This window comes from Sphingobacterium puteale (assembly GCF_050986225.1).
In the GTDB taxonomy this organism is placed as follows: domain Bacteria; phylum Bacteroidota; class Bacteroidia; order Sphingobacteriales; family Sphingobacteriaceae; genus Sphingobacterium; species Sphingobacterium puteale.
Genome location: NZ_CP158959.1, coordinates 2,825,476 through 2,843,132, shown reverse-complemented (window position 1 = coordinate 2,843,132; position 17,657 = coordinate 2,825,476). Strand labels below are relative to the sequence as shown.

Here is a 17,657-nt window from a genome sequence, read left to right as displayed (position 1 = left end):
TAATAAAGTTGTTAGATGAGTAATAAATTCGCAATAAATACTACATTTGGCATATCAGTTGTACTATTTTAATCACAAAGTAATATCTTAGAAGCATGAAAAAGTATATAACAATCTTAGCAGTGATCATTTCCTTTATCGGTTTATCATCTATGCAGGCAGGTCAAGGGGAATTTAAATTCGAAAAAGAGACACATGATTTCGGCAAAATTCCGGCCGGAACACCTGTATCATATAATTTTAAATTTTCAAATACAGGCAGTGAGCCTATTATCATTTCAAACGTAGTCCCTACTTGTGGTTGTTCTGTGGCTGAATTTACCAAAACGCCTATCAAGCCGGGAGAAACAGGAACAATTAAGGTTACTTATAACGCTGCGGCGAAAGCACCTTTTACCAAAAGTTTTACGGTACAATCAAATACAAAAACACCTGTAAAGACACTTTATATTAAAGGGATTGTAGAATAAAAATCCGACAGATAAAACGAAAAAAGCCACATCCTGATGTGGCTTTTTTCGTTTTATTTTGGTTAGCTTTGCACAACTAATTTTAAAAAAACTATAATGCCAGTAATATCAGAAAAAGGGCTGAATATGCCTGCGTCACCAATCAGAAAACTGACGCCTTATGCTGATCAAGCAAAAAAAGACGGTAAAAAAATATACCATTTAAATATCGGGCAACCTGATATCCAGACACCTGAAATTATGCTTAATGCTTTGAAAAATATTGATTTCAAAGTATGGGCTTATACACCTTCTGAAGGTACGGCCTCCTACCGTAAAAAATTAGCCGAATACTATAACAAGCTAAATTACAATATTGAACCTACGGACATCTTGGTCACCAATGGTGGCTCTGAGGCAATCACAATTACCATGCAAGCATGTCTGAATGAAGGTGAAGAAGTAATTATTCCGGAACCTTTTTACGCGAATTACAACGGCTTTGCCTGCTCATCTGATATTGTGATCAAACCGATCATGTCCTACATCGAAAATGGATTTGCACTGCCTTCCATAGCTGAATTTGAAAAAGTAATTACAGAAAAAACAAAAGCAATCTGTATCTGTAACCCCAACAATCCGACAGGTTACCTTTATTCGAGAGAAGAACTGGAAGCTCTGCGTGAACTTTGCCTTAAATATGATCTTTATCTATTTTCGGATGAGGCTTACCGCGAATTCTGTTACGATGGTAGGGAGTTTATATCCCCTATGCATCTGGAGGGCCTTGAAAATAATGTCGTCATCTTTGACACCGTTTCAAAACGCTATTCAGCATGCGGTGCTCGTATTGGTTGTATCATTACCAAAAACAAAGCGCTTTATCAGACTGCATTAAAATTTGCGCAGGCGCGCTTAAGTCCATCGATGGAAGGTCAAATTGCGGGAGAAGCTGCTGTAGATACACCAGATAGCTACTTTGAAGCAGTATCCAAAGAATATACAGCGAGAAGAGACGTCTTGGTCAATGGGTTAAATGCAATTGAAGGCGTTTACTCTCCTAACCCCGGCGGTGCATTCTATGTGGTTGCCAAGCTGCCCATCGATAACGCGGATAAATTTTGCCAATGGATGTTGGAAGAGTTTTCTTACAATAATGAAACAGTCATGATGGCGCCAGCAACTGGCTTCTATAGTACAGAAGGTGCTGGAACAAATCAAGTTCGCTTAGCTTATGTACTAAATCAGAATGATCTTAAAAACGCATTGATCTGTCTGGAGAAAGCGTTAGAAATATATCCCGGAAGAACAAATTAAAAAGCAAAGCGTAACTTTGCTTGCAGCCAGCCCAAAATAAGGACTGGCTTTTTTTGTATCATACCAAGAGATACAGCCTGTTTTTTCTAGTTTTGAAAAAAAAACAAAACAAAGTTTCGAGCAGCACTGTTATTATTACAGTATAACTAAAGATATTGCATATGGATAAATTGAAGAAGTTCCAATTGATGGAAAAAATAGCAAGAGAGTTAGAAGATGTCAGAAACAGTCAACAAGCTGTTTTAGAAAAAATAGGCAAAATCGAAGTAGATAACATCGAACTTGGAGATAAGAATATTGAAAAGACAATTCCTGAGATTTATCAACGTACAGCGGATAATTCAGAGGCTATCAAAACGCTACTGGAATCATTTCAAGAGCAGACCGCAGAGTTTGGAGAGAAAAACAATGTAAACAAATTACTGGAGCAACAGCAAATCAATAGTATTAAATAGCTGGGGCTAAAATATAAAAGATGCCGATTTTTCAATCGGCATCTTTTTTCTTGCACATATTTATGCTTGTATCCTGGCTGCTTTAATTTTCAGATATTCTTCTTCGACAAAATTCAGCTGTTGTTCCGGAGTCAAATTTGAGTTATCCAGCACGATGGCATCTTCAGCTTGCCGCAAAGGACTCTCTGCACGGGTACTATCAATTCGGTCCCGATTGGCAAGATTTTCCACCACCTCTTCAAGTGTTACATCCTCCCCTTTTTCCGTTAGTTCCAGATATCTCCTGGCGGCCCTAACTTTAGGATCAGCCGTCATAAAGATCTTGAGATCGGCATCCGGAAAAACTGTGGTACCAATGTCACGACCGTCCATAATGATATTTCGGCGGCTGCCTAACTTTTGCTGTTGCGCAACCATGGCGGTACGTACCGCTTTAATCGCACTGACCTCGCTCACCTTATCGGAAATATACATTTGACGAATCTCTTCCGAGATATCCTCATCGTTCAGGTGAATCTCCGTTTTTAGAGCGTTTGGAATAAAGTCAATATGAATATCATTTAGAGCATTATCAATCGCTTGCTGATCGTCCAAAGCAATATGATGGCGTATAAAATAGAGCGTTACGGCTCGATACATTGCTCCACTGTCAATAAAGGCAAATTTTAATTTTTTAGCCAGAGCTTTTGCCAGCGTACTCTTTCCACAGGAAGAAAAACCATCTATGGCAATGATAAAATTGTGTCTTGTGCTCATTATTCGTTTCCTCCTATAATGACACCGGGTTTATTTACCAAGGGAACCTTAGTCAGGTTACCATCGACGATGCTTTCGGGCAAAAAGATATACTTTTTATCGTAAATAATATTGTCAATATAAAAGCTCAACCAATATTCATTGTTCAGGCCAAATACCTGCTCGTCGATTGCCTCCACCCGATCAAAGGATTTTGCTTCGATATTTCCGATGAAATGCCGCAAAGTGGTGGTGGTTACTTGCCGACCATCTTTTTCACCGTAGCCTTTTGAACTGATCAGCACGTTCTGTATCGCTACATTTTTATCGTTAATAACGTACACTGTCCAGTTTTTCGTCTCCACGGTCTCGCCTTCCAAAACCACGGCAATCATAATATCTTTTACTATATTTTCTGGCAAATCTGCTTTCATCCTTATTTAGACTTTGTCGTTTTCTTTGCTGGGGCCTTCTTTGCTGGTGCTTTTTTAGCAACTGTTTTCTTTTCAGCAGTTTTTGCTTTAACAGTTTTACCTTTCGGTGCATCCGCTTCCGCCCACTTCAGCACATCTTCATAGCTGATCTTTTCAATTTCTGTTCCTTTCGGAATTTTCAGATTCTGCTTTCCAAAACGGATGAATGGTCCCCAACGGCCCTGTTCGATCTGAGCATCCGGATTTTCATCAAAAACACGGATCACTTTTTCAATATCTTTCTGACGTTTCTCCTGAATAATCTGAATGCATTCCTCTTCGGTAACGTCCAATGGATCTACTCCTTTTGGCAAGGAATAGAAAGCGGAATTATGACGGATATAAGGGCCAAATCGACCGATGGCAACTGTCATTTCTTTATCTTCAAATACACCAACTTTTTTTGGAAGTTTAAATAATTCCATGGCATCTTCAAAGGTAATCGTTTCAATCATCTGCCCCTTGCGTAAAGATGCGAATCGAGGTTTTTCCTCATCATCTGGCGAACCGATCTGAACCAGAGGCCCAAATTTTCCGATACGCACGGAAACCGGTTTTCCGGAAACTGGATCTATCCCCAGTTCACGTTCATTATTGGCACGATCAGCATTTTCCAGCGTATCTTCAACTTCGGAGTGAAAAGGGCCATAGAAATCGTGAAGCATTTTTGTCCACTCGGTCAATCCATGCGCAATATCGTCAAACTCTTTCTCGACATTCGCCGTAAAGTGAAAGTCAACAATACCATTGAAATGCTCTACCAAGAAATCATTCACGACAATACCGATATCCGTGGGGAACATTTTCCCTTTTTCGGCACCTGTAATTTCTGTTTTTGTAACGGCTTTCAGTTCGGCATTCTCGAGGGTCAATACCCGATAGTCGCGTGCTCTTCCTTCTCGTTCTTCTTTAACAACATAACCACGATTTTGAATTGTAGAAATGGTTGGCGCATAAGTAGACGGTCTACCGATACCTAGTTCCTCTAATTTTTTCACTAATGCCGCTTCCGTATAACGTGCCGGAGGTCTTGTAAAGCGTTCCGTCGCTGACATGCTTTTCAATGTCAGTTGTAATCCGACGGTCAATGGTGGAAGTATGGCGTTATCGCTATCTTCATCCAGTGTTGTCTCCTGATCATCATCGACGGATTCCATATATACTTTCAGAAAACCGTCAAATTTCATCACCTCTCCTGAAGCATTCAGATCTTCCGGACGTGTAGAAATGGAAATCTTCGCCAGTGTACGTTCAAATTCTGCTTCACTCATCTGCGAAGCAATTGCTCTCTTCCAGATCAGTTCATACAGTCTCTTTTCTGCCGAATCACCTTCAATGGTATGTTCTGAAAAATAGGTAGGACGTATAGCCTCGTGTGCCTCTTGCGCACCAGAAGTTTTTGTTTTATATTTTCTTACTTTATGGTATTGATTGCCATAAGCCGATTTAATTTCTTTTTCCGCCGCTTCAATAGCCGTATCACTCAAATTGACGGAATCCGTACGCATATAAGTAATACGCCCCGACTCATATAAACGTTGAGCAACCTGCATCGTCCGTGCGACCGAGAAGCCGAGTTTTCTACTTGCTTCCTGCTGTAAAGTAGATGTGGTAAATGGCGCAGCCGGTGAGCGTTTTGACGGTTTTGTTTCCAGATTTTTAACCGCAAACAGCGCTGCTTTACAATCTTCCAAAAACCGTGTCGCTTCTGCTTCCGTCGCAAATCGTTGCGGAAGCTCGGCTTTAAAACTATCTTTAATCTTGCCCGTATGGAAAAACGCAACAATCTTAAAAGCCGCCTCCGGTTCAAACTTATTAATTTCACGTTCGCGGTCTACAATTAATCGAACTGCAACAGATTGTACACGACCTGCCGATAAAGAAGGTTTTACCTTTTTCCATAAAACCGGAGACAGTTCAAAACCTACCAATCTATCTAAAACTCGTCTCGCCTGTTGTGCGTTGACAAGATTATAATCTATTTTACGGGGATTGTCGATAGCTTTCAATATCGCTGGTTTGGTGATCTCATGAAACACAATGCGTTTTGTACTTTCGTCTTTCAATCCCAATGTCTCAAATAAATGCCAGGAAATAGCCTCTCCCTCGCGGTCCTCATCGGATGCAAGCCAAACAGTTTCCGCTGCCTTAGCTAATTTCTTCAGCTCACTCACGACTGCTTTTTTATCAGAGGGAACTTCATACTTCTGTTCAAAATTCTTCTCTGTATTAATCGCATCATCGGTTTTCACCAAATCACGGATATGCCCGTAACTCGACTTTACCAAAAAATCGCTTCCTAAATATCCTTCTATCGTTTTTGCTTTCGCCGGAGACTCAACTATCAATAAATTTTTCGCCATCTAATTTGAGATTTGTGCAAATAAAGGGAATTCTAAAAGGAATGACAATAATTTCTTGCAAAAAAGACAAAAAAAATAGATTTCCTCCTTATATATATGTGTATTTTATTATTCTCAGTCACGCTACAATCGTCCTCTAAGCCTCTTACCTCTTCTAAGAAAAGATATTAACAGACCTTCAAAAACATCGCTTTTTTCATTTCAACAATTTCGACCATTCATTTTAGTTTATTTTCTTTCGAAAACACTTAAAAGGGAATGAACCAGTGATTCAAAATCGTCAAAAATAAAATAGGTTATGTATATTCGCCTATTCAAAACGGGATAATTTACCCTTATTTTGTTTCAAATACAATAAATAAATGAAAATATTTTTTCTTAGAATAGCCTTTTTGGGCCTATTATTACCGTTTGCTTCTTGTTCAGTTATGAAAGATCCAGCAAAAACAGAAAATAGCTTCCCTAAACTTAGTTTGGAAGCCCACCGTGGAGGGCGAGGTCTGTACCCCGAGGAGTCCATTGCTGCAATGAAAAATTCCATTGACTTACCACAAGTAACGACGCTGGAAATGGACTGCCATATCACCAAAGACCGTAAAGTTGTTGTTTTTCACGACGACTATCTCAATCCAAAATTTGTACTGAAGCCAGATGGCAGTGAGCTCGCGGAGAAGGACAAATCCTTGAAAATTTTCGCAATAAACTATAAAGATCTCCTTAAGTATGATATCGGTTCGAAGTTTTACAAAGAATTTCCTGAGCAAAAAAAACAGGTCACGCGCATTGCAAAACTCGCTGACCTCATCGATAGTACAGAAGCCTATGCCCTTCAAAAGCGTAATGCACCCCTGTTTTATAACATCGAAGTAAAAAGCAGCGAAAACAAGGATGGTATTTATCACCCTAGAGTGGAAGAATTTGTTGATTTAGTGGTACAGGTGATTACTGAGAAAAAGATTGCTGCCCGCACTGTCATTCAGTCCTTTGATATTCGAGCAGTCAAGTATCTAAATAAAGCTTACCCTCAAATAAAAGTATCGTATCTGATTGATGCCAATTATGCAAAAAATGCAACGGAGACAATCGAAGCGTTGGGCTTTACACCTTTCATCATCAGCCCACAGTATAAGTTGGTAAATCGCGACTTTGTCAAGCAATACCACAAAGCAAATGTTAAAGTTATTCCATGGACGGTAAATACAAAAGCGGAGATAGAACAACTAAAAGTACTGAAGGTGGACGGAATAATCAGTGATTATCCGAATCTCTTTTAAAATCCTGATATTTTAATGGCCCAACAAATCGCCGTATGAAATAGACGGCGATTTAAATTGCATAGACCAAAATAAAGCAGTACAATGCCAATGGCTACTTTATTTTGGTTTTATTTTTAAGGGCCTTATCGATATACTCCCTACCCTTTTCAACTAAAAACTCGGCGCGGTGGTAATCCCACAAGTTACAAATGTTATAAGGAATATCAACAACGACATCCGGACGGTAGAGATCAATAATCATACGGCTCATTTTTCGGCGCATGACATAATAGGATGCCTGAAGAATATCCAGGGAATTTGAGGTCTTGGTATCCAGCTTTTTGATAACAGAATATTGTTTATCGGGCTTCGATTCCAGATTGACCGCGATAATTAAATTCTCTTTTTTTGTGACATGGTTAATCGGCAAAGGATTGAGCACTCCACCATCCACATAGACATGGGTATCATCCTCGACAGCAGTAAATACAGCTGGTATGGCAATGGAGGCCCGAATCGCATCATACATGCTCCCAAAATCCAGGACTACTTCTTCCTCATAGTTCAGGTCTGTCGCGACAGCTTTGAATAAAATGGGAAACGTTTCAATATTTGCATCGGGAATCACCGATTTCAACGCATTGAAAACTTTGATACCTTTCATCATTCCCAATCCCTTCCAACTGAAGTCCATCATATTGAAAACTGATTTTTTTGTGAGATTATGCATCCAGTCTTCCAGTACATCCATCTTTCCCTGGGCATAGATCCCTCCCACCAGTGCTCCGATAGAGCAACCGACAATCTCATCTATCTCAAAGCCCATTTCCTCCAATTTACGGATAACACCGATATGCACCAATCCTCTTGCTCCACCACCGCCCAGGACGAGTGTTACCTTGCGGTTCAAAAAATCTTTCTCTGACATATGCTTAAACCTGCATTATAATGATGTTGACATTGGCCCAACAATGTAATCCGATAATCATCGTTATAATATGTATTTTTGATTACAATATACGGAGTAAATTAAGAATTATGAAAATAGAAATTTGGTCGGACATCATTTGTCCATTTTGTTATATTGGTTTGACAAAGCTGGAGCTGGCACTACAGGAATCTGCGCCTGAGGTTCAGACAGAAATGACCTGGAAATCCTATCAGCTCAATCCTGAGTTTCCGGAAGATGCCGCAGGAATGCCAACATATGATTATCTTGTCCGGACAAAGGGAATGAGCATGGACGATATCGTGGCAATGACAGGACAGCTCAGTGCGCAGGGGAAAGAACTAGGTATTGCGTTAAACTTCGATAAAGCAATCGTTGTGAATACCAAAAAAGCACATCGCCTTCTCCATTTTGCACAGGCACAAGGCAAGGGAACAACATTAAAAAAAGCATTATTTAAAGCACATTTTACCGATGGTCTGGATGTCAATGATAATCCTACCCTAATTGAGCTTGCCAGACTTGCAGGCTTGCCAGAGCAGGGTGTCCGGGAACTTCTGGCCTCCGACAATTATGCTTATGATGTCAGTCAGGACATTCAGGAAGGAGTCAACCTCGGCCTCCGCGGCGTACCTTTCTTTGTGTTTGACCGGAAATACGCGATTCCGGGCGCGCAACCCATGGAAGTTTTTCACAACACGATTCAAGAATGTTTGGCCAGCCAAGTCACCCCACTGCAGCAACGAGGCGAAGATGGATCTTCTTGTGATCCTGAAACCGGAAAATGTGAGTAAAGAAAGAAAAAAGTTTTAGTTTAATTTACTATTTTCGCAAGCTTATAACGACAAACAAATTTGGTATAAATGCAGTTAACCAAACTAGAAATAAAGGGATTTAAAAGTTTCGGAGACAAAATCACGATCAACTTTAACGATGGTGTCACCGCTATTGTTGGACCAAACGGATGTGGGAAGTCCAATGTAGTGGATGCAATACGCTGGGTGCTTGGAGAACAAAGTACAAAGATGCTACGCTCTGATAAAATGGAGAATATTATTTTTAACGGAACGAAAAATAGAAAACCAGCCAATCTTGCCGAAGTTTCCTTAACCTTCAACAACAATAATAATATCCTCCCAACGGAATTCTCAACCGTCACGGTCACCCGTAAATTATTCCGCAATGGCGATAGCGAATACCGTTTGAATGACGTAAAATGCCGTTTAAAAGATATCACGGATTTATTTTTGGATACGGGAGTTGGTGCGGATAGCTATTCCATTATCGAATTGAAAATGATTGATGAAATCATCAACAACAAAGACAATTCGCGTAGAAATCTTTTTGAGGAAGCCTCCGGAATCTCAAAATATAAGGTACGTAAAAAACAGACGCTAGCGAAATTGAGAGATACCGAAGCTGATCTCAGCCGCGTAGACGATCTACTCTATGAGATCACAAAAAATCTCAAATCGTTAGAAAATCAAGCAAAAAAAGCAGAAAAATATACCCTGCTCAAGCAAGAATACCGTCAAAGCAGCATTGATCTCGCTTATTATAGAATTGCTGATTTTTCGACAGAGCTTGACCGGCTTCAAACACAGGAGTCTAAAGTTCAGAAAGACGCCGCAAATTCTCAAGAATTAATCCTGAACGCAGAAACGCAATTGCAGTCATTGCGTCAGGTAAATTTGGAACAGGAGAAAAACCTTTCCGTACAGCAAAAGGCAACTCAAGAATTTGTGAACAAAATCCGTGGCTATGAATCGGAAAAAAAGATCAAAAATGAGAAAGTAAAAAATCTTCAGGACAAAGAAAACAGATTAAATCTAGACATCAATAGCGACAAACAACAACTTAATCACGTTCTCTATACGATAAAAAGGTTAAATGAGGAGTTGTTTGATGAACAGAATAAACTTGACTCATTAAAAGACAACCTGGAGTCCAATAAATCTGAAGTGGATGCCTTACGCGGTCAGCAGCAGTCTGCTAAAGGCAAATTGGATATCTTCAACAAAAGTAATGCTGAACTTCAGGCCAAAATTTATAAACTGGAGAAAGATCTAGCTGTTTTTAACATTCAAAAAGAAGCCCTTCTTCAGGAAGCTGTGCGCAACAGCGCGGATACCGAAGCAAAGGAGACCGAGCTGGTACAATTTGACAATGCTGTAGCGGAATTGGAAGGTCGTGTTGAGGCCCAACAAGCACAGTATGAATCGGCCAATGAGCTAGAAGAAGGGTTACAGGCGCAAATTCTTCAATGCCAGACAAATGTGGAGGAGTTTAAAGCACAGCTTGCGAAAGACCTCAGGTTAGTTGATGCCAAACAAAATGAATATAACCTGACAAAATCACTTATTGACAACCTGGAGGGGTTCCCGGATTCCATCCGGTTTTTAAAGAAAAATGCAGGCTGGAAAAAGCAACCACCGCTGTTCTCGGATGTACTCTTCTGCCAGGAAGACTATCGCGTTGCAATTGAAAATTACCTGGAACCGATCATGAACCATTATGTTGTCGAAACACAACAAGATGCTGTCCAAGCAATCCAGTTACTGAGTGATGCCGCAAAAGGTCGGGCTCATTTCTTCGTATTGGAAGCAATTGATACCGCGGTTACTTCTCCCATTCCTACAAATAATAATCTCATGCCTGCTCTGGATGTGATCACGGTGGATGAAAAATATAAAGCCCTCTGTACCCTACTCCTTCAGCATGTCTATATATTAAAGCAGGAAGGTGAAAAGGAACTGGAGCAAGAGCTACCTGAAACAGGTCGAGTGATTCTACAAAAAAATGGTCGCTATGCCAAACATCATTTGGGGCTTTCGGGTGGATCGGTCGGATTATTTGAGGGAAAACGCATCGGTAGAGCGAAAAACCTTGAGGTTCTCGCTCAGGAAATTAAAACGCTCAATCAAGAGATTGCAAAACTTGAAGACAAGATAACAGCCGAAACAGCACGCGTGGAGGCTTTACGCAGCAACTCGCAAAAAGAACGCATTGATGAACTCCGTTTTCAACTCAATAGACTTAACAATGAACTGATCACGGTAAAAACGAAACAGGAGCAATACCAGTCTTTCATCAGCAATTCGCAGCTACGTAAAAGAGATATCCAGGAAAAAATCGCAGGTATCGAAACCGATCTTACTCTTGCCGAACCTCAACTGCAGGAATTGCGTATACAAAAAGATCAGAGTGTGGCGGAGCTATCGGAATTACAGGATCAATTCCATGAAATTTCGGAGATTTTGAATGAAAAATCCATCGCCTATAATCAGGAGAACATTAGTTATCATCAACAATTAAATAAAGTCTCCAACATCAGCAAGGATCTTGAATTCAGGGAGACTCAAAAAGATGACCATGAAATCCGTATTGAGCGAAATAGTATTGAACTTGTCGAAGTACAGGAAGCGTTGCGAACGACAATTCCCTTTGAGGACGAAGAAGATGAGGACCTTATAGCGATGTATGAGCAAAAGATTGCATTGGAAGATGGTCTAAAGGAGCTGGAAGAAAGGTACTACGCAGACAAACAACAGATCAATAATCTGGAGGATTCACTCACACAACACCGTCGTTCTAAAGAACAGAGTGATTTTCTTGTCAGTGAAATTAAGGACAAGAAAACAGCCTTACAAATAGACCTCAATGCGCTTAAAGAACGTCTGTCCGTAGAATTTAATATCGAACTTAAAGATCTGATTGAGCGCGAAGAACTACCAGAAATTGCGGAAGATCAGTCTACCTTAGCGGCAAAATGCAGCAAACTCAAAAAGCAGCTCGATGAATTTGGAACGATTAATTTAATGGCCAAAGAAGCCTTTGATGAGATGAATGAGCGCTATGATTTTATCAATAAGGAAAAAGCAGATCTGATCGAAGCAAAAGGCTCTTTAATGGCCACAATTAAAGAAATCGACGATACCGCCAAAGTGCAATTTATGTTCACCTTCAATGCTGTAAGGGACAATTTCATTAAAGTGTTCCGTTCGTTATTTAATGAAGAGGACAGCTGTGACCTCGTCCTGACTGATCCAAGCAATCCGTTAGATTCGGATATAGATATCATTGCTCAGCCAAAAGGAAAACGTCCGTTATCAATCAATCAGCTTTCGGGAGGTGAAAAAACCTTGACTTCAACAGCATTGTTATTTTCACTATATCTTTCAAAACCAGCACCTTTCTGTATTTTCGATGAGGTAGATGCGCCTTTGGATGATACCAATATTGACAAATTCAATAATATCATTCGTGATTTCTCCAAAAACTCTCAGTTTATCGTTGTATCACACAATAAGAAAACGATCGCAAGCACCGATATTATCTATGGTGTGACCATGGTAGAACAGGGAGTCTCACGTGTTGTTGCTGTAGATTTAAGGGAAGTGGCTTAAAAAATATAGAAATATAGATTAAAAAATAGCAAAGCCCTACAGCCTATATGTAGGGCTTTTTTATGCTTGGAATTCCGCCCCTGAAAACAATATTTATTCCATTGTCATAGGTGAAAATAAAAAGCCCAGAGTGGGGAACTCTGAGCTTTCGTTAGCCATATATTAACCTATTTTATGAAAAGTATTTGTAATTAAAACGACACTTGTTTCAATTAATTATATAATCACTATTTCTTTAACATTTTTTAACATTTAAACAATATCAAGTGCAATTACGAGTATGTTTCAGCTACAGGTTCATACCATGGCTATCGGAAAGTATCCGCATATGAATTGCAAACAGTTTTGAAGGTATAAAAAAAGCCCGAAGTTGAGAACTCCGAGCTTACCTAACCAATTATTAACCTAAATTTATGAAAAGTCAATTTCTACTAAAAGCATCCTTTTTCATTGCTTTATTTTATAACGTTCGCGTTTCCGTCAATATTACATTGGCTGGTCGGATTTATTTGAATTTTGACATTTTTTAACAATTCAATAGCTAACTTTAGATGAATAAACTTGATAAAACCAATATTATGGCAGAATACGATTTAAAAGAGCTTCAAAAAATCCGTCAAAACAAAGATGTTCTTGACTATTTAGAGCAGCATAAAATTTTGGAAATCAAAAAATTTAATGATGTCTGTGACTATGAACAAGAGCTCTATGATCTACAGGTCACCCTGCTCAAATTACAATATGATATTATTGAAAAAGGGAAACGTGTTGTCATTATATTTGAAGGAAGGGATGCCGCTGGAAAGGGTGGTACGATTGGTCGGATTACCGAACATTTAAATCCAAAAAAGGTACGTGTTGTAGCATTACCAAAACCAACCCCTGAAGAAAATGGACAATGGTACTTTCAACGGTATATCAAACATTTGCCCAATGAAGGAGAAATGGTAATCTTCGATCGAAGTTACTATAATCGCGCTGTGGTAGAACCGGTCTTTGATTTCTGTACCAAAGAACAGCATGAATTATTCATGAAACAGGCCCCGGAATTTGAAAAACAATTGATTGATGATGGAATTATCCTGATCAAACTGTTTTTGAGCATCAGTAAGGAAGAACAGGCTGAACGGCTGAAAGAAAGACAAGAAGACTTTTTAAAACGTTGGAAAATTGGAGTATTAGATCAGCAGGCTCAAGAAAAATGGGATATTTACACCAATTATATTGAAAACCTATTTAAAACAACAGGCACAAAAAAATCACCTTGGTTTGAAATCGACAATGACAATAAAAAGAAAGCTCGTCTGGCTGCCTTTCGGATACTTATCAACGTAATTGTTGGCAATGAACAGGAGAAGCTGGATTCTTTTGTCAAAAAACATGATTAGCAAATCTTTGAAAAAAATACTTCCAGAAAGAGAGCCCCTTTCCGGAAGTATTTTCTTGCGAAATTTGCGCTACTTTTATACGAGCACTGTCGTAGGAATTTTAGGACCGGCCATCTGCACCGAAGCAGGCATTTCGTCGTCAAATTTTTCGAAGTTTTGAATGAACAGTTTTGCTAAACGCCTGGCTTGCATATCATAAGCTTCATTATTATTCCATAATCCTCTAGCGTCCAGAATCTGTTCAGGAATAAATTCACCGCAACTTGTTGGATAGTCCAATCCAAAGATCTCGTGTTTGTTAAATCGGGACTCTAACAGCGATCCATCCATTGCCGCCCGGATCAAAGCACGTGTATAGTTTAGTTTAATTCGACGCCCGATACCGTATGGTCCGGCAATCCAACCTGTATTAACCAACCATACTTTAATGTTTGGGTTTTGCTCCAGTTTAGCGCGCAGTAAAGAGGCATACCTAGCGGGATGTAAAGGTAGAAATGCCTGGCCGAAGCAGGTAGAGAAGGCAGCAGTAGGTTCTTTTACTCCTACTTCAGTACCGGCTACTTTTGCTGTATAACCACTCACAAAATGATAGACCGCCTGATCTACTGTTAACAACGAAATCGGCGGCAATACGCCGAAGGCATCCGCCGTCAAGAAGAAAATATTATCGGGAGCATTCCCCACCCCGGACATTTCAGCGTTTTCCATAAAGTCTATCGGATAGGAAACCCGTGTATTCTCCGTTTTACTAATATCATCGTAGTCCGGTCTATCAAACTCGTCCAGAACTACATTTTCAAGCAATGCCCCAAAACGGATCGCATGATAAATCTCCGGTTCCTTTTCTGCTGTGAGTCCAACACATTTGGCATAACAACCACCTTCAAAGTTAAAAATACCCTTCTCACTCCAGCCATGTTCATCATCACCGATTAACTTCCTATTTTTATCTGCTGATAGCGTTGTCTTTCCGGTTCCGGAAAGACCGAAAAATAAAGCCGTTTTACCATCCTTGGAGGTATTTGCCGAACAGTGCATGGATAATACATTATGCTCAAATGGCAGAATAAAGTTTAGAATGGAAAAAATACTTTTCTTAATTTCACCGGTATAGCCAGTACCCGCAATCAGCACTATTTTTCTTGTAAAATCGATTGCTACAAAATTTTCGTTGCGAATACCATAATCCTTTGGATCAGCAATAAGCAATGTTGGTGCAGCTAATATGGACCATTGCGGTTGATTGTCAATTTCGACCTCCGGTCTCAAAAATAGGTTATTTGCAAAAATACTTTGGTAGGCAGTTTCTGTAATCACACGGATGGATAACTGATAAGCTGGGTCTGCCCCTGCGGCACAATCCCGCACGTAAATTGTCTTCTTGCCCAAGTGCGCTGCAACCTTCGAAAATAATGCATCAAAATTAGCCGGAGTCATGGGCTGATTGATTTCCCCCCACCATACAGCATCTTTGGTTAAGGAATCCTCAACCAAAAAGCGGTCTTTGGGGGATCTTCCAGTAAATTTTCCTGTATCAGCGGCTAATGCTCCGGTATCAGACAGTCTTCCTTCCTGATTCGCTAATGCATGTTCAACCAACTCTGAAACAGGTAATTGATAAAATACATTTCCTGTATAATCAATTTTCAAATATTTCAAATCAGGCGCGTTTCCAATGTTACCCTTTTTCATATTTTTTGTTTGTTTTAAAATGTGCCCAAAGTTAAAGGCAAATTTCGCTAAAAACAAAACTTAATTATCTAAAAATCAGACTTATTGTATAAAAAACACAAAATCAAATTACTCATTAACAAACACTTATGTAGATAAAAAAAATTAAAATTTTTAGCATATTTTTTTAGCACAATATCTTCCTGTACCGTCCTTATGATTTAGATTTTTCGTAAATTGTTCCAAGCTTTACAAATATTAATAAAATGAAATTACACGCAATAGAAACAGGCTTCTTTAAATTGGATGGAGGTGCGATGTTTGGAGTGGTTCCAAAAAGCATATGGAACAAAACAAATCCGGCCGATTCCAACAATATGTGCACATGGGGCAACCGTTTACTCCTGATTGAAGAAAGTAATAGATTAATGTTGGTAGACACTGGCCTGGGCGACAAACAAACTGAAAAATTTTTCAGTTATTACTATTTACACGGTGATGCCACACTGGACAAATCGCTCACAAGTCTAGGTTTTGAAAGAAATGACATCACGGACGTCATCTTGACACACTTACATTTTGACCATTGCGGTGGTGCGATCGTTCGTGAAGGTGAAAAACTATCTCCGGCATTTAAAAATGCAAATTTTTGGAGCAATGCCGACCATTGGGCTTGGGCTACAGCCCCGAATCCGAGGGAAAAAGCATCCTTTCTGAAAGAGAACATTCTTCCTATTCAAGAAAGCGGACAGTTAAAATTTGTTGAAGGTATTGAAAATCCTTTTGGCAAGGATATCGGCATTCGGTATGCCAATGGCCATACTGAAGCGATGATGTTGCCGCAGATTAAATATAAGGGAAAAACGGTACTCTATATGGCAGATCTATTGCCTTCTGTTGGTCATATTCCCATTCCCTATGTCATGGGCTATGATGTGAGACCGTTGGTCACCATGGAAGAACGAAATACGTACTGGAATGAAATTGTCGACAATGAATACATTCTTTTCTTTGAACATGATCCGATTAACGAATGCTGTACCTTGCAACATACAGAGAAAGGAATCCGGGTGAAGGACATATTCAAATTAAGCGATATTTAAGGATGCACAGGTTGAATATGAAATGATCTTTTTCCCAAAGGATATATATTCTAAGAATGGGATTGTTGTTGACAGCCCCATTCTTAAGATATTATAGGTTGAGATCGTTAGAATCTGAAGCCCAGAGCCCAATAATTTTCAAAAAACCAGATCTGCTGCGTTGCTTTGTCAACACCTCTTCTACCTGTTGTGCGTATATTGTACAGATCTGTCCAACCTGTTTTAAAGTTTCCTTGTAAGTAAAGCCCTTTATAAAAACGGTAATGCAAACCAACTTTTGCAGAAGCACCATATCCTGCAATATTCCAAAAATGGTTACCACCTTCACCAAAAAGGTGCACATCCGAACGCGGGATCAATAAGCCTACATCTACACCCGACTCCATGGTGAGTACCTGTTGACCTTTACGGTTGTTGATGATATCATCATATCGCTCCAACCCTACCGAAGCAAAATTGTAGCCATCCGTATGTTCAAAAGTTAGCATGGCAGAATCCACGGTTATCTTTTCGCCATTATATTGTCCCGCACGATTTCCGGTCGGTATGCCAGGAGTTGAGATTTCATCACCAATATAACCTGTGATCTTAACCTGCTGTGGAATATCCACAACATATTTCATATGATCCCAGCCCAGGGAAATGGAGTAATTGTCCTTGATGTAATAACCGAAATGCAGATTAAATTGTGGAATAGTCAAACGACTGGGATCAAAATAAGTCGATCCAAATTTCGTCGGGCGATCTCCTGCTTTTACATCATGGAGGATGAAGTCATAGTTTGGACCTGTAAAATGTATATCAGATTTTGCATACGAAGAAAAGTTATATCCCCAAAAAAAGAAAAACTTCCCTTTATTACTTTCTGTCCTTAAATTCTTTGGTTTAAAGATACTTTTTCCTATCTCGGGATTTTCCTGTGCAAGTAAACTCGAAACACTTAATGCAAGTGCTCCAATCGTCAAAAATATTTTTCTCATATCAGCGCTAAAAACGTTGGGCAAAAGTACCCCCATTCTATTTTATAACCAAATAAAACATGTGGAAATTAAGAAAATATGACGAAGATCACAGAAATGTTTCATTACTTGA

General features: G+C 39.5%; 14 protein-coding genes. 8 read left to right on the top strand and 6 right to left on the bottom strand.

The window, feature by feature from the left end; all coding sequences use genetic code 11:
• Positions 1 to 95 precede the first annotated feature (95 nt).
• The 3 genes from ABTV71_RS11920 to ABTV71_RS11910 all read left to right on the top strand — a co-directional run bounded on the left by ABTV71_RS11920 (position 96) and on the right by ABTV71_RS11910 (position 2,221).
• A complete protein-coding gene (locus tag ABTV71_RS11920) occupies positions 96 to 470 on the top strand; it encodes a DUF1573 domain-containing protein (RefSeq protein ID WP_104382153.1) in 375 nt (124 codons plus the stop codon).
• Positions 471 to 566: 96 nt separating this feature from the next.
• Positions 567 to 1,766 carry a pyridoxal phosphate-dependent aminotransferase gene (locus ABTV71_RS11915; RefSeq protein ID WP_121122037.1) on the top strand — a complete coding sequence of 400 codons (1,200 nt, stop codon included), beginning with the start codon at positions 567 to 569 and terminating at the stop codon, positions 1,764 to 1,766.
• A gap of 161 nt (positions 1,767 to 1,927) precedes the next feature.
• Positions 1,928 to 2,221: a hypothetical protein gene (locus ABTV71_RS11910; protein ID WP_121122035.1), complete on the top strand. Its 294-nt coding sequence runs from the start codon at positions 1,928 to 1,930 to the stop codon at positions 2,219 to 2,221.
• A 60-nt stretch (positions 2,222 to 2,281) separates the two neighbouring features.
• Here ABTV71_RS11910 and cmk read toward each other — a convergent pair whose 3' ends face one another.
• The 3 genes from cmk to topA are packed head-to-tail and all read right to left on the bottom strand — an operon-like array spanning position 2,282 to position 5,792.
• On the bottom strand, positions 2,282 to 2,977 hold the full coding sequence (gene cmk / locus ABTV71_RS11905; protein ID WP_121122033.1) for a (d)CMP kinase: 696 nt from the start codon (positions 2,975 to 2,977) through the stop codon (positions 2,282 to 2,284).
• On the bottom strand, positions 2,977 to 3,390 hold the full coding sequence (locus ABTV71_RS11900; protein WP_433903330.1) for a hypothetical protein: 414 nt from the start codon (positions 3,388 to 3,390) through the stop codon (positions 2,977 to 2,979). The genes cmk and ABTV71_RS11900 overlap by 1 nt, the downstream gene beginning before the upstream one ends.
• A 2-nt stretch (positions 3,391 to 3,392) precedes the next feature.
• Positions 3,393 to 5,792: a type I DNA topoisomerase gene (topA, locus tag ABTV71_RS11895; RefSeq protein ID WP_433903329.1), complete on the bottom strand. Its 2,400-nt coding sequence runs from the start codon at positions 5,790 to 5,792 to the stop codon at positions 3,393 to 3,395.
• Between the two features lie 428 nt (positions 5,793 to 6,220).
• Here topA and ABTV71_RS11890 point away from each other — a divergent pair, with 428 nt between their 5' ends.
• Entirely contained in the window at positions 6,221 to 7,066 is an 846-nt protein-coding gene (locus ABTV71_RS11890) for a glycerophosphodiester phosphodiesterase family protein (protein ID WP_245971259.1), read from the top strand.
• A gap of 94 nt (positions 7,067 to 7,160) precedes the next feature.
• On the opposite strand, the gene ABTV71_RS11885 is transcribed toward ABTV71_RS11890, so the two are convergent.
• Positions 7,161 to 7,976: a patatin-like phospholipase family protein gene (locus ABTV71_RS11885; protein ID WP_433903328.1), complete on the bottom strand. Its 816-nt coding sequence runs from the start codon at positions 7,974 to 7,976 to the stop codon at positions 7,161 to 7,163.
• 110 nt (positions 7,977 to 8,086) lie between these two features.
• On the opposite strand from ABTV71_RS11885, the gene ABTV71_RS11880 reads away from it, so the two are divergent.
• From ABTV71_RS11880 to ppk2, 3 genes are all read left to right on the top strand, one after another.
• Positions 8,087 to 8,791 carry a DsbA family oxidoreductase gene (locus tag ABTV71_RS11880; RefSeq protein ID WP_433903327.1) on the top strand — a complete coding sequence of 235 codons (705 nt, stop codon included), beginning with the start codon at positions 8,087 to 8,089 and terminating at the stop codon, positions 8,789 to 8,791.
• Between the two features lie 69 nt (positions 8,792 to 8,860).
• Entirely contained in the window at positions 8,861 to 12,403 is a 3,543-nt protein-coding gene (gene smc, locus ABTV71_RS11875; RefSeq protein ID WP_433903326.1) for a chromosome segregation protein SMC, read from the top strand.
• A 578-nt stretch (positions 12,404 to 12,981) separates the two neighbouring features.
• Positions 12,982 to 13,791 carry a polyphosphate kinase 2 gene (ppk2, locus tag ABTV71_RS11870; protein ID WP_433903325.1) on the top strand — a complete coding sequence of 270 codons (810 nt, stop codon included), beginning with the start codon at positions 12,982 to 12,984 and terminating at the stop codon, positions 13,789 to 13,791.
• A gap of 75 nt (positions 13,792 to 13,866) precedes the next feature.
• On the opposite strand, the gene pckA is transcribed toward ppk2, so the two are convergent.
• Positions 13,867 to 15,483, bottom strand: coding sequence for a phosphoenolpyruvate carboxykinase (ATP) (gene pckA / locus ABTV71_RS11865; protein WP_121122019.1), 1,617 nt, complete (start codon positions 15,481 to 15,483; stop codon positions 13,867 to 13,869).
• A 245-nt stretch (positions 15,484 to 15,728) separates the two neighbouring features.
• Between pckA and ABTV71_RS11860 the strand changes: the two genes are divergently transcribed.
• The gene (locus ABTV71_RS11860; RefSeq protein WP_433903324.1) at positions 15,729 to 16,565 is read left to right on the top strand and encodes an MBL fold metallo-hydrolase; all 837 of its coding nucleotides are present in this window, start codon (positions 15,729 to 15,731) and stop codon (positions 16,563 to 16,565) included.
• A 107-nt stretch (positions 16,566 to 16,672) separates the two neighbouring features.
• Here the strand turns inward: ABTV71_RS11860 and ABTV71_RS11855 are convergent, their stop codons facing one another.
• Positions 16,673 to 17,545 carry a hypothetical protein gene (locus ABTV71_RS11855; RefSeq protein ID WP_121122145.1) on the bottom strand — a complete coding sequence of 291 codons (873 nt, stop codon included), beginning with the start codon at positions 17,543 to 17,545 and terminating at the stop codon, positions 16,673 to 16,675.
• Positions 17,546 to 17,657 lie beyond the last annotated feature (112 nt).

Excerpts from the sequence above, each read along its gene's own strand:
- ppk2 (WP_433903325.1), top strand. The coding sequence starts at position 12,982 with ATGGCAGAATACGATTTAAAAGAGCTTCAAAAAATCCGTCAAAACAAA.
- smc (WP_433903326.1), top strand. The coding sequence starts at position 8,861 with ATGCAGTTAACCAAACTAGAAATAAAGGGATTTAAAAGTTTCGGAGAC.
- cmk (WP_121122033.1), bottom strand. The coding sequence starts at position 2,977 with ATGAGCACAAGACACAATTTTATCATTGCCATAGATGGTTTTTCTTCC.
- ABTV71_RS11920 (WP_104382153.1), top strand. The coding sequence starts at position 96 with ATGAAAAAGTATATAACAATCTTAGCAGTGATCATTTCCTTTATCGGT.
- pckA (WP_121122019.1), bottom strand. The coding sequence starts at position 15,483 with ATGAAAAAGGGTAACATTGGAAACGCGCCTGATTTGAAATATTTGAAA.
- ABTV71_RS11915 (WP_121122037.1), top strand. The coding sequence starts at position 567 with ATGCCAGTAATATCAGAAAAAGGGCTGAATATGCCTGCGTCACCAATC.
- ABTV71_RS11900 (WP_433903330.1), bottom strand. The coding sequence starts at position 3,390 with ATGAAAGCAGATTTGCCAGAAAATATAGTAAAAGATATTATGATTGCC.
- ABTV71_RS11885 (WP_433903328.1), bottom strand. The coding sequence starts at position 7,976 with ATGTCAGAGAAAGATTTTTTGAACCGCAAGGTAACACTCGTCCTGGGC.
- ABTV71_RS11910 (WP_121122035.1), top strand. The coding sequence starts at position 1,928 with ATGGATAAATTGAAGAAGTTCCAATTGATGGAAAAAATAGCAAGAGAG.
- ABTV71_RS11855 (WP_121122145.1), bottom strand. The coding sequence starts at position 17,545 with ATGAGAAAAATATTTTTGACGATTGGAGCACTTGCATTAAGTGTTTCG.
- ABTV71_RS11860 (WP_433903324.1), top strand. The coding sequence starts at position 15,729 with ATGAAATTACACGCAATAGAAACAGGCTTCTTTAAATTGGATGGAGGT.
- topA (WP_433903329.1), bottom strand. The coding sequence starts at position 5,792 with ATGGCGAAAAATTTATTGATAGTTGAGTCTCCGGCGAAAGCAAAAACG.
- ABTV71_RS11890 (WP_245971259.1), top strand. The coding sequence starts at position 6,221 with ATGAAAGATCCAGCAAAAACAGAAAATAGCTTCCCTAAACTTAGTTTG.
- ABTV71_RS11880 (WP_433903327.1), top strand. The coding sequence starts at position 8,087 with ATGAAAATAGAAATTTGGTCGGACATCATTTGTCCATTTTGTTATATT.